Source organism: Siphonobacter sp. BAB-5405, from assembly GCF_002872335.1.
Taxonomy (GTDB): Bacteria; Bacteroidota; Bacteroidia; order Cytophagales; family Spirosomataceae; genus Siphonobacter.
The window spans coordinates 232,953-246,436 of sequence record NZ_NJAG01000011.1 but is presented as its reverse complement, the minus strand read 5'-3'; the positions used below and the strand labels follow the sequence as shown (position 1 = coordinate 246,436).

General features: G+C 49.1%; 6 protein-coding genes. 1 reads left to right on the top strand and 5 read right to left on the bottom strand.

Translation table 11 applies throughout. The features are described 5' to 3' along the window. Nucleotides 1-176: 176 nt before the first annotated feature. The 4 genes from bglX to BWI97_RS11110 all read right to left on the bottom strand — a co-directional run bounded on the left by bglX (nt 177) and on the right by BWI97_RS11110 (nt 9,057). Nucleotides 177-2,456 carry a beta-glucosidase BglX gene (bglX, locus tag BWI97_RS11125; protein WP_102201112.1) on the bottom strand — a complete coding sequence of 760 codons (2,280 nt, stop codon included), beginning with the start codon at nt 2,454-2,456 and terminating at the stop codon, nt 177-179. A 378-nt stretch (nt 2,457-2,834) separates the two neighbouring features. Continuing rightward, nucleotides 2,835-4,439, bottom strand: coding sequence for a glucoamylase family protein (locus BWI97_RS11120; protein WP_233207811.1), 1,605 nt, complete (start codon nt 4,437-4,439; stop codon nt 2,835-2,837). A gap of 98 nt (nt 4,440-4,537) precedes the next feature. Beyond that, complete coding sequence (locus BWI97_RS11115) at nt 4,538-6,001, bottom strand: RagB/SusD family nutrient uptake outer membrane protein (protein WP_102201049.1); 1,464 nt, start codon at nt 5,999-6,001, stop codon at nt 4,538-4,540. Nucleotides 6,002-6,060: 59 nt separating this feature from the next. After that, nucleotides 6,061-9,057, bottom strand: coding sequence for a TonB-dependent receptor (locus BWI97_RS11110; protein ID WP_102201048.1), 2,997 nt, complete (start codon nt 9,055-9,057; stop codon nt 6,061-6,063). A 322-nt stretch (nt 9,058-9,379) separates the two neighbouring features. On the opposite strand from BWI97_RS11110, the gene BWI97_RS11105 reads away from it, so the two are divergent. Then, nucleotides 9,380-12,070 (top strand): two-component regulator propeller domain-containing protein, encoded by a 2,691-nt coding sequence (locus BWI97_RS11105; RefSeq protein WP_146010915.1) that lies wholly within the window; start codon nt 9,380-9,382, stop codon nt 12,068-12,070. 32 nt (nt 12,071-12,102) lie between these two features. On the opposite strand, the gene mraY is transcribed toward BWI97_RS11105, so the two are convergent. Beyond that, nucleotides 12,103-13,335, bottom strand: coding sequence for a phospho-N-acetylmuramoyl-pentapeptide-transferase (gene mraY, locus BWI97_RS11100; RefSeq protein ID WP_094809302.1), 1,233 nt, complete (start codon nt 13,333-13,335; stop codon nt 12,103-12,105). Nucleotides 13,336-13,484: the final 149 nt, after the last annotated feature.

Genomic DNA, 13,484 nt, shown 5'->3' with positions numbered 1-13,484 from the left:
GTAAAAAGATGCCTTAAAAGCTGAAAGGAGCGAAACGAAACGTTTTCTCATTATCGCGTCCATTTTTGCTGGAATCATCGGATCGTTTGCTCTGAAATGGGTTATTGCTGAGGAAAGCCTACAAAAAGAAAAAAGGCCAGCGTTTCGGCTGACCTTTTTTGGTACGACGGCAGGTTTTATTTAGCCCACTGCACTTTTGCCGTTTGTACGTCGCTGGAATTGGTACCGATCTGAATACTGAATTCGCCCCCTTCCCAGTCGTATTTCAAATCCGTAGTATAGAATTTGAGCTGTTCGGGTGTAATACGAAAGGTAACTTCCTTACTCTCGCCGGATTTCAGACTGATCTTCTGGAAGCCTTTCAGGTCTTTCACCGAACGCGTTACACTCGCGACAGGATCGCTGATGTAGAGCTGAACAACTTCTTCGCCCGTGTACTTACCCGTGTTTTTTACAGTCACACTTGCCTGTAATGTCTGATTGCCCTTCAGGGTGGTCTGGCTGAGTTTGACCTCGCTGTAACTGAACGTAGTATAACTTAAACCGTACCCAAAGGGAAATAACGGATCATTGGGTACGTCGAGGTAACGGGATTTGAATTTATCCAGTAACACGCCTTCGTAGGGACGACCCGTATTCTTGTGATTGTAATAAATGGGAATCTGACCAACGTTGCGGGGAAATGTAGCCGTCAGTTTTCCGGCAGGATTGTAGTTGCCAAACAAAACGTCTGCGATGGCATTGCCCGATTCGCTACCGCCAAACCAGGCTTCCAGCATGGCATCGGCGTTGTCGTTTTCCCAGGTAAGCGTTAGCGGACGACCGCTCATCACTACCAGTACCAGCGGTTTGCCCGTTTTTTTCAGTGCTTTCAGTAAGTCTTTCTGATTTTCGGGAATACCAATATCCGAACGACTGGAAGCTTCGCCCGACATTTCCTGAGCTTCGCCTACAACGGCCACAATCACGTCTGATTGCCGGGCCACCTTTACGGCTTCCTCGATCATCACTTCCGGCGAACGGGGGTCTACGTCTACGAGTCCGTTCTGAGCGTTCAATCGCTGAATTAGCAGTGTATCTGTGGTGAAGTTGGCTCCTTTGGCGTAATTGATTTTTACACTATTACCCGCTACATTCTTAATGCCTTCCGCCACGGTCACGGCTTTTTTCCAGTCGCCAGCAATATTCCACGTACCCAGCATATTCTTCCGATCATCCGCCAGGGGGCCAATCAGAGCAATGCTGCCGCTTTTTTTCAGGGGTAAGGTCTGATTCGCATTTTTGAGTAATACGTGACTACGGGCAGCCAGATCGCGGGCAAAGGCCCGGTTCTCGGGCGTCAGAATTTCTTTAACCGGACGCGACTCGTCCAGGTAGCGATACGGATCGTCAAACAGGCCCAATTTGTACTTGGCTTCCAGAATCCGGCGGCAGGCCTGATCGATTTCTTTTTGGGTGATCTTGCCTTCGTTCAGCGATTGTTTGAGCGTCGTTAGAAAGCCTTCGCCTACCATATCCATGTCGGTACCGGCTTTCAAAGCCAGAGCCGAAACCTGTTTCAGATCCCCCAGACCGTGGGCAATCATTTCGTTAATGGCCGTGTAGTCGGTTACCACCAGGCCTTTAAAGCCCCATTGGTTGCGTAACAAATCGGTTACGAGCCATTTATTGGCCGTCGCCGGTACTGCGTCGATTTCGTTGAAGGAAGTCATCACACTCCCTACGCCCGCGTCGATGGCGGCTTTGTACGGCGGCAGGTAGTACTCAAACATTTTAATACGGCTCATATCCACGGTATTGTAATCACGGCCCGCTTCAGCCGCTCCGTACAGAGCAAAGTGTTTGACGCAGGCGAGAACCGTATTCGTTTCCTTAAAGCTGGTGCCCTGATACCCGCGAATCATGGCTTTGGCAATGAGCGAACCCAGGTACGGATCTTCTCCGGAACTTTCAGAAATGCGGCCCCAGCGAGGATCACGGGCAATATCGACCATGGGCGAGAACACCCAGTTCAGCCCATCCGCGGTAGCTTCAGTCGCGGCAATGCGGGCACTTTTCTCAATGCGTTCGAGATCCCAGGTTGACGAAATGCCGAGGGGAATGGGAAAGCTGGTTTTGTGTCCGTGAATGACGTCGAGTCCGAACAGCAGAGGAATGTGCAGCCGGGAATTTTTTACGGCCAGTTCCTGAGGTTTGCGTACCAGCGTCGGATCGTAAATGCCGAACAAGCCGCCGACTTTACCCGCTTTAATATTGGCTTCGACGTTTTGGGAAACCGTAGCTCCCGTCGCCGTAAATCCGCCCGGTGTCACCAGATTGAGCTGACCGATTTTTTCATCAATCGTCATCTGGCCCATGAGCTTGGTGACGAAGGTATTCATTTTCGCCTCCGGCGTCTGAGCCTGTACCTGAAACTGGAACAGACCCGCCAGAAGCAGAAGAGAAGTCTTTTTCATGGAATGAATCATTTATTGATTTCTTGCAGAATCAAACGGAGTTTAGTCTCGAAAGCATGTTAACCTATAGATAGCTCAGGAACTAATAACTTGCTTTTTACAGATGCGTTATTCACCTAGACCGAGTCTGGTTCCGTTGGAACGGCTGACTAGTAGCCCAGAAGCCTTCCAGGCTGGACCTCTCCACGACTGACGACAGCCCGCTTTAGGCCACCGCATTGCGGCTATCGTAGGTCGTTCCGTTGCTTCCGGGCGGGGGAGGTTTTCATTTTCCAGCAATAGTGATTATTTATTAGTTTTTATCGAATCGGTATCGTCGACGGACTAAAAGACCAGCGTAACTTGCGGGACGAAAGACTGCATATAGGGTACCAATAATTACCGCAATACCAACTTCATCACCTTCTTCACCGAACCCTGCGTAATCGTTGCTACATACTTTCCTCCGGCTGCGTCGAAAGATTGAATATGTGTACCGGGCGTTAGCGTTTTATTATCCAATACTTTAAGGGTTGTACCATTAATGCCCGTGAGTTCGATGGTAACGGGTTGTGTACCGGCCACGGCGAATTCCAGCGGGTATTTACCTGTGTCGCTGTGTCGCATCAGACTCCATTCGCCGGTAGTCGGGTGCGGCTGGTAGGCGTAGAAGCCCGTCGGGTAGGAGGGGTTCTCAATACCCATTTTCTTCAGTCCCGTCTGAATTTCAGTAATGCGTTCGCCCACTTTCCAAATCAGGCCTGTCCGGTAGTTTTCAATCATCACGACAATCGGACCCTGATCAATCGCCAGATACTGATTGGAGTACCAGTTTTTCGACGCATTGTAGGCATCATAAAAACCATATTCACCAAACAGACGATTGCCGTGTTTCAGATACAGATACCGCAGTGCCTGCCAGGATTCGTAAGGCGTATACGGGAAAGCCGATAAAGCCGCCGTGGGCGTAATCGTACCGTTATCGTTGGTCGGTGAGTGAGCGTCGTAGAAATTGTAATCGTCGCTGGCGGTTAGGCCCCAGTTTTCTTCGGAATACCCATACACTTTAGGAGCTTTTTCGGCACAGTACGCCCAGTTAATCAGCGTATGAGCCTGATTCATCTGCCAGTAGTTCGTATGCTGATCCTGCATCCGTCGCGGGTCCATACTCAGATACGAGTAATGGCTGAAGAAGAGCGGCCCGCCGTAGGGGAAGCCAATGTCGAGCTTATAACCCATGTACTTGTTGCCATTGGTAAAGTGATTCGACTGTTTCCAGGTGTTTTCGTAGACCTGCGGCGTAATGGCGTGCGTGGGCGAACCCAGAGCCAGCACATACGTAATCAGACATTCATTATAGCCTTCAATGGGCATATTCATGTCCCAATTGTACTGCTTGGACCAGTGCCAGCGAAGTTTGCCATCGTGCACGTACCAGTCCCACTCGATGCCTTCCCAGAGTTTGGTAATCTGGTTACGAAGTTTCTTTTCGGCGGCAGTATTGCCGTTGAAGTATTCTCGGGCAACGAGTAGACCATTGGTTAGAAAAGCGGTTTCTACCAGATCACCGCCGTTATCTTTTTGTCCAAAAGGAACGACCCGGCCCGTGTTGCCATCAATCCAGTGCGACCAGGCTCCGTGGAAGCGGTCGGCTTTTTCCAGAAAATCGGCAATTTTTTGTACGCGGGCTACGGCGGCCTCGCGGGTAATCCACTGCCGTTCGGCGGCTACGACCATTCCCATCAGGCCAAAACCCGTACCGCCCGTCGTGACGATATTGGGCGTGGCTGTACGTTCGGCAGCCATGCCCGAAATGGGATGCCCGAAATCCCAGAAGTAACGGAACGTAGCTTTTTGTACAACGTCCATGTATTCGCTCTTCTCGGAAGGCAATTTCTCAGTAGCAAGCGTTTTAGAATGAGTAGTCGGGACGGACTTGGTACAGGAAACAAACGTCAATGTACAAGCCATGACGCCTGTCAGAAGCGTGGAGTATATTCTCATAAAGCAGAAAGAGTAGGGCGGAAAAGAATACCAAATACACCTTGAAGCGAAAGAGGTAATCAGAAGAACCATTCTTTCTGATTACCTCTCGCCTTGTTTTAGTAGCCGGGGTTTTGTTTTAGCTGACCACCGCTTAAGTCGATTTGCGTTTGCGGAATGGGGAACAGATCGTGTTTAGGACTTACGTAAGGCAGACCCAGAGCCCGCAGTACTGTTGCGGCTCGTCCCTGCCGACGCAGGTCGAACATCCGGTCGTGCTCCATTGCCAATTCTACGCGACGTTCGTTCCAGATTTTCAGGCGTAAGTCGCTCTGAGAACCTGCTTGTGCCGCTTGCAATCCGGCCCGTACCCGAACTTTGTTCAGAGAAATCAGGGCATTACCCGACTGACCCAGTTCGTTAGAGGCTTCCGCGTGCATCAGCAGTACTTCCGCAAAGCGTAAAATCCGCATGTTTTTGTTCGTCTCCGAATCGTTACCATTGTACGTTTCAGCTACGCGGCTTACGTACGCTTTCTTGTTGTAACGAGGGTTCGGAGCCGTAGCTAACACCTGCTGACCATCCCAAAGCACTTCACCGGGGTACATGATGGTCGCTGCTTTGCGTTTATCACCGGGTTCATACGCTTTTTCCAGATCCGCTGAAGGCGTATTGAAGCCCCAGCCCCACTGACCGCGTACACCTTGGGTTGCCGAGTAGTTATTAATGCCTTTGTTTGGCGTAGTACCCTGAGCTTGTACTTCAAAAATGGATTCGGCGTTGTTTTCACCGACTTCCCGCCAGATCGTCGAGTAATCGTCTACCAAGGAATATTTACCACCAGTGATTACTGCATTGGTAAGTTCCAGTACTTTGTCCCATTTCTTCTGGTACATCGAAACTTTCGCTAACAGAGCCTGAGCTGCTCCTTTCGTAGCCCGGCCGGTTGCAATGCTACCTTTTTCGGGCAGATTGGTTATTGCCGTGTTGAGATCCGCTTCGATTTGGGAATAAATGGCTTCCGTCGTAGTCCGCGTACGACCCGCCTGTAAGTCGGCTTCGTTCGTTGGATTAGGAACCGTCGTAATCAAGGGTACACCCCCGAACGTACGAACCAGATTGAAGTAAAAATACGCCCGCAGGAAGGTAGCTTCGCCAATCAGACGGTTTTTGGAGGCTTCGTCAATCGTCAGCGTAGGCAAATACGTCAGAGCCTGGTTAGCCCGGGCGATGCCCTGATAATTTCCCTGCCAGATGTCATTAAAGGAACCACTGGTTGCCGAGAACGTAAAGCCGTCCAATTCATTTTTATCTGAACCTGAATCGCCCGGATCACTGCCTTTATCGGCGTCGTCGGAAGCAATACTGGTAATACCGATCCAGGAAAAGGAGTGGATATTCCAGTCGAGCATCTTGTTGTAAATGGCCGTAACGATACCTTCAGCCGATTTCGGATCGCTGGATAAATAATCCGGCGTAAGCTCGCCCTGAGGAGCTACATCCAGGTAATCCTTACAGGCGACTCCGCTCAAAGCAAGACCCGTAAAGAGGCCAGCTCTCAGGATATATTTGTTGACTTTCATTGGAACTATATGTTTTGAGATGGGGCCAGTCGTTACCGCCTGACCCGAATCTTGTCGAATTAGAAATTAACCGTTACTCCCATCAGGAACGTACGAGGCGTGGGATACGCATCCAGTTCGATACCCGAAGACAGCGTACCCGCGGTTTGGTCGGTGCTGTTCGCGAGCGTACGACCGGGAAGCTCAGGGGTAAAGCCCGAGAACTTCTGGAACGTCACCAGGTTTTGAGCCGTCACGTACACGCGAATGCCCTGCATTTTCCAGGAATCCGTCAGCGTTTTGGGTAAGTTGTAACCCAGCGAAACGTTATTAATCCGCAGGTACGAGCCTGATTCGATGTAGTAATCAGAAGCCAGAGCTACGTCATTCGACGGACGGGGATTGTTGCTCGTCGTATTGCTGGGTGACCACCAGTTGGTGACGGAAGCTTCGATATTCTCGTTACCAAATCGTTGAGCTTTTTTACCGTTGTAAATCTGGTTGCCCAGGTTACCCGCTGCCGTAACGCTCAAATCGAAGTTGCGGTAGCTAAGACCACCCGTCAGACCAAAGAAGTATTTAGGCTGATACGAACCTTTGTATACGCGGTCGTTACCATTGATGATTCCGTTCCCATCCGTGTCCACGTAACGCAGATCGCCCACTTTTGCTCCGGAAATGTGCGGATACGCATCCAGCTCAGCCTGTGATTTGAAGATACCATTCGTCTGGTATACGTAGAAGCTACCGATGGGTTGTCCTTCTGCTGTCTGCGTTGTGATTTGACCGTTACCCAAGCTACCAGCCTGGATAGGCAGACCACCGTTCACACGCTCAATTTTGTTATTGTTGATCGTGAAGTTCACGCCTACATTGTAACGGAAGTCACCTTTCTTCTCATTCCAGTTCAAACCAAACTCGATACCGCGGTTACGAATGTCGGCGGCGTTGGTCAGATACTGGGAATCGTTATCACCGAAGATGGCATCAATGGGTTTGTAGATCAACGCGTCTTTCGTGAGTTTGTCATAGTAGTTGACTTCCCCGGAGAGACGGTTGTTTAATAAACCAAACTCCAGACCTAAATCCTTCTCCGTCGTTACTTCCCAACGTAGGTTCAAATCCTTAATGTCCTGAATCGTGTAACCCGGAGCCAGTTGACCATCAATCTGATAATCCAGGTTCGAAGACAGCGTATAGAGGAACGCGTTCGGTACAATCCGGTCGTTTCCTACCTGACCCCAGCTCGCCCGGAGTTTCAGTGCAGAGAAGAGGTTCTGACCCTTCATGAAATTCTCGTTGGCAATCTGCCAGGCCGCACCCACGGATGGGAATACGCTGGAACGATTGGACGAAGGAAACTTGCTGGATCCATCCTGACGTACGGTAGCCGTCAACAGGTACCGGTCATCGTAGTTATAGTTTACCCGACCGTAGTAGGAGAGGCGTCGCTCCAGACCCATGCTGCTTTCGTTGGTAGCAGTGGCCTGCGTACCCAGATTCAGGGTCCAGTAGTCCGGATTGTTCGGTACGTTCAAACGGGAGCCCCCGAGGAAGCTTGTTTTGTAGCGTTCACCCGTAACCCCTACCAGGGCATTCAGACTATGTTTTTCGCCAAACGTTTTGGTGTAGGTTAAGGTATTATCCCATACCCAGCGAGAAGCATTATCATCGCGAAGTGTCAGCTGACTGGTATTGTTTTGCTGGTTTCCAGAAACCACGTAGATCGGGTTGTACTTGCGATTATTGAACGAACGGTTTTCCACGGCAAAGTTCGAGCGGAATCGCAAATCACTGGTGATGTTCCATTCCGCAAACAATACACCCTGCAAACGCAGACTTTTCGTATGATCGTTCGTATAGTTGATCTGAGCTAGCGGGTTGGCTACGTTGTTGCGAAGGGTGTATCCATAGCTGCCGTCCTCATTGTATACGGGCACGATTGGAGCCTGCTTGTAGGCACTCGTAAAAGCGGAGTAAGGTTTGTTTTCATTATCTTCCTGAGCCAGGTTTAATGAGGCTCCCACTTTGAAAGACTTACTGACCTGATAATCATTGCTAGCCCGCAAGCTCAAACGACGATAGCCATTGCCTTTTAGAATACCGTCGTCGAACATATAACCACCACTTAGAAAATACGTACTTTTCTCAGAACCACCACTCAAGGAAATGTTATGGTTATGAACCAGGGCGTTACGGGTAATGGCGTTGAACCAATTCGTATTCGCCTTGATGTCGCCTGCGGTGAAAACAGGTTGCTGACCCGCCCGTACCAACGCTTCGTTTGAGAAGTCGATGTACTGCTGCGAATCGGCCATTTTCACCCGACGGGAAGCCTGACGGAAACCTACGTAACCATCGTAGGTTACTTTAACCGCTCCGCTTTGTCCACGTTTCGTCGTTACCAGGATAACGCCGTTAGCAGCTCGCATCCCATAGATAGCCGTAGCCGAAGCATCTTTCAGAACGTCCATGGAGGTAATATCCTGCGGATTGATGTTTCGAATATCGTCCGTAATAACGCCGTCTACGACGTACAAAGGATCTGCACCGGCCAACAATGTACCCGTACCACGAATCCGTACCGTCGGTACGCTACCCGGTTCACCCGAGGCAGTGATTTGTACCCCAGCTAATTTACCCTGCATCGCCTGCGTAGCCGATACAACGGGTTGATTAACGATGTCTGCCGTTTTTAAGGTAGCTACTGCTCCCGTCAAGTCTTTCTTACGGGCCGTTCCGTAGCCAATCGCGACGACTTCGTTTAACGTAGACGCATCCGATTCCAGCGTAATGGTAAGCTCTGTAGCCGCCGCAGTTACTGTTATTTCCTGCGGCTTCATTCCCACGAACGTTACGGAAAGTACATCGCCTGTATTCGCCGCAAGAGAGAATCGCCCCTCGGCGTCCGTGTTTGTACCACGCGTGGTACCCTTTATGGCAATCGTTGCTCCGGGCAACGGTTGGTTATCGTCTGCACTGGTTACTCGTCCAGTGACGCGGCGTCCCTCCTGAGCATACACTTGAGTGACGATCAGTGAAAACAACCATAGACACAGCAGATAAGCTTTCTTCATGATAAGAAATTGTATTATTTGGTGGACAAAATTAAAATATCTAAGTAGATGTAGACAAAAAAACCACTACATCATTACCACATCATTTACAGGGTAAGGCTTGTGTGTACTACATCATTCCTACATATTTGTATTAATTGTTGAAAAAATTGTGGGATTGATTTTAACGGTGAAGCAAGTGAGTACCCAGAACAGGATCGGAAGAAGGATAGGAATCGATACTCGTGTAAGGTTCGTATTCGTAATAGTTTTAGTGCTTGTCAGTGATTTTGCGAAAGCTCAAACGTATACCGATCAGCTACAAAAGCTATGCCTGCCTGAGGTGAGATCGTTCACTATACAGGACTATCAAGCCCAGCGACAGAACTGGAGTATTAGCCAGAGCAAGAACACCCGATTCATCTACGTTGGGAATTCGAAAGGTCTGCTGGAATACGATGGACAAACCTGGAAAAATTTCATTTTGCCGCACCGTCAGATCATTCGCTCCGTTGCTACGGCGGGTGATCGCATTTATACGGGAGCTTTACAGGAATTCGGCTATTGGCAGGCGAATAGTAAGGGCGTTCTTACGTACCATTCCCTGAACTCCCGGAACAAGGACCCTCGATTTAAACAGGAAGAAATCTGGAATATTATTACATTAGGTGATGCGGTCTATTTCCATTCTTTTGCTTACCTGTTCCGTTATCAGCATAATCAGATAACGACTTTACCTACGCCGGGAAACGTATTTTTTGCCTACCAGGTTGACAATCGGCTCTTTGTGCAGATTATGGATAAGGGCATCTACGAATGGGTAGATGAACAATTTGTATACTTACCGGGCAGTGACCGTCTCGCTCATGAACGGGTACGCTGTGTATTCCGATCCGGACCCAGTCAGTTACAGATTGGTACGGATCGGATGCTTTTCACTTTTGATGGCAAAGGCTTCACTATGCTGAATACCCCAGCAAGTCGTTTTCTAGCGGACAACCAGCTCAACAAAGCCATTCGAGTGGATGAGCGAACGTATGCGTATGGTTCGGTACAAAATGGGATGATTATTACCGATGAATGGGGCCGTATTCGCTACCACCTCAACCAGAAATCAGGCTTGCAGAATAATACCGTACTGGCCCTGCACGCCGACGCGGACAAAAACGTGTGGGTAGGTACGGATAATGGAATTGATGCCGTCTTGCTAAGTTCGCCCGTTCGCCATTTTCGGGATAAGGACGGCGTACTCGGAAGTGTGTACGATGCTACGCTCTATCAGGGCAAACTGTACGTAGGAACGAACCATGGCGTTTTTCAGGTCAACGAAACGGATGGAAAAACCAGTCTACAGATCGTACCCGGTAGTCAGGGGCAGGTTTGGGATCTGGAAGTAATCGACGGAACCCTGTTTTGCGGTCATAACGAAGGCACTTTCGTACTGGAAGGCTCGGGCTTTCGGCAAATTTCGAAGCTGACCGGAGGACTCGTACTTCACCAACTCCAAAAGCATCCGGATATACTTATTCAGGGCACTTATACGGATCTGGCATTGTATAAACAGGTCAACGGTCGCTGGCAGTTGAGTCACTCATTGGCGGGCGATTTTTCACTAACCGATCAAATTATAGAGCAAGATGCCAATACGCTTTTGCTGCGACGAAAATACCGGGGGATCACCCAAATTCGACTTGCGGACGATTTGCGAACCATTCAGCATACCACACCACTCAATGGTCTGCAGGGAGCTAACCTGATTCGGATCCAGGAAAAACCATTGGTGTGTACCGATCAGCAATCGTATTTTCTGGAAGGAACAACCTTGAAAGCCATTCCAGCCCTTGGTAAACAGGGCGTAAGAAACATTTTTCCCATCAACTCCCAGGATTATCTGGTATTACGGATCAACGGAACGCTGGCGTACTGGCGGGGAAATCAATCGATCAGGCCGTTGAATATCAAACATGTGCAATGGGTGGAAGGGTACGAGAATGTCGTACGGCTCGATGAGCAGACGCTGCTGGTCTGCGGAGATGATGGGTTTTCAGTGGTACCGGTTTCTTACTTGCGACAGGGAACGACGGAGACGCAGGCCCACCCGCTAATCCGTCAGATCAGTACTGAAAACTTCGATCAAACGCTTTATCCCGGTCAGCCTCAACCTGAGTTGCAATTCCGATACTGGCAGAACAACCTGACCATTGATTTTACGTCTACCCAGTACGAGGCCGATGTCACATACGACTACTGGCTGGAAGGAAAAATGCCGGGCTGGACGACGTTGTCGAAAACGCACACCCTGACGACGGGGCCTTTAGACCCAGGTACGTATGTGGTGCATTTACGTTCATCCGTTTCCAGCGAAGAAACGACTCTGTCCTTTGAAATACGGCCACCCTGGTACTGGAATCGCTGGAGTCAGTTTCTATACCTGGTGTTGTTAGTCGTGGGTTTCTGGCTGGCGTATCAGTTTTATCGGCGTCGCATTCGGATGCACCAAAGCCGGATTCAACGAAAAATGCAGCTACAACTGGAAGAGGAGCAACTCCGAAACGCTCAGGTATTGGCAGAATTACGGAACGAGCAATTGCGGAAAGACGTCGAACGCAAGTCGGAAGAACTGGCAAATTCGGCCATGAACCTGCTGCAAAAAAATGAACTGCTGGAAACGATCAAGGGAGAATTGGAGAAGTTACGGAAAGAAATTGGTCCGGAAACCGCTGCTACGCAATACCGCTCGCTGGTACAACTCATTAATCGCAATCTGGCCGATGAACATAGCTGGGATATCTTTGAATCGAATTTCAACGACGTGCATGATTACTTTTTCAAAAAGCTGCTCGAATCGTTTCCCAACCTAACGCCTGGTGATTTGAAGTTGGCTGCGTATCTGCGAATGAATTTATCCAGTAAGGAAATTGCTCAGTTACTGAACATTACGGTTCGCAGTGTCGAGTTGAAGCGGTACCGATTACGCACGAAACTCAATTTGCAAACGGAACAGAACCTCAATGAATTTCTGATTAAACTATGAAAAGACCCGGCCTTTCGAGCCGGGTCTTTTTGTTAGCGTAGTTTCAGCGTAACCAGGGTAAATACCGCCAGCAGAATACCGATGATGAAGAAACGCATGACAATCTTCGGTTCCGGTATATTGGATTTCTGGTAGTGGTGATGCAACGGAGACATTTTGAAAAGCCGGTGCAACTGGGCGTATTCAAGTCCTCGTCGTTTTTTCTGGTACTTGAAATAACTCACCTGGAGAATGACAGAAATGGATTCGATGAGGAAAACCCCGCACAAAATCGGAATTAGCAATTCTTTACGTAACACAATGGCCAGCGTGGCGATGACGCTACCCAGCATCAAACTACCCGTATCGCCCATGAAAACCTGAGCGGGATAGGTGTTGTACCAGAGAAAGCCGACGCAGGCTCCGACAAAGGCCCCGCAGAATACCACCAGCTCGCCGGATAAAGGAATGTAGTAGATGTTGAGGTACTGGGAAAAGACTTTATTTCCTGAAAGGTAAGCTAGAATACCCAGCGTGAGGCCGATGATGATGGACGAACCCGCGGCTAGCCCATCAATCCCATCCGTGATGTTGGCTCCATTGGATACGGCCGTAATAATGAAGATGACAATAACGGTGTATAGAATCCAGGTGTATTCATCGGGCAGAATGGAATCCGGAAGAATCTCCGAATAATCAATTTCGTTGTTTTTAAAGAAAGGGACGTTCGTTAGAAAATCTTTGGTATCCGTAAATTTCCGTAGTTCAGCGAAGCCCGTTGGGGTATTGATGCGAGCTTCTTCGTACACCCGGATTTTGATGTCCGGCGAATAGTGCATCGTCAGTCCAATCAACAAGCCTAGTCCGATTTGTCCGACAATCTTGAAGCGACCGGGTAAGCCTTCTTTATTTTTCCGAAATACTTTAATGTAGTCATCCACGAAACCGATCAAACAGGTCCATACCGCCGAAATTAGTAAAAGGACTACGTAAATATTATCCAGCTTGGCGAATAGCAGTACCGGAATAACAATGGCCAGTAAGATAATGAAACCACCCATCGTAGGGGTACCCTTTTTCTGCATCTGTCCTTCCAGGCCCAGATCACGGATGGTTTCGCCAATTTGCAGGCGTTGCAGGTACCAGATGATGCGTTTACCAAAAACAATACCGATAATCAAGGACGTCACTGTAGCCGCCGCCGTCCGAAACGTAAGAAACTGAAAAACCCCGGCTCCGGGAAAATTGAAGGCTTTATCCAGGTAATCGAAAAGATAGTAGAGCATACTAGGCTACAAAAATTGACAATGCGGGTACTAAGTTCTGCAAAAGCCGGGAAAAGCCGACATCTGAAATGAAAATACCCCGGCTTTAGTAAAAAGGGCACAAAAAAAGCCCGCAATTGCGGGCTTTACAAAGAAGGGGAAATGAATGA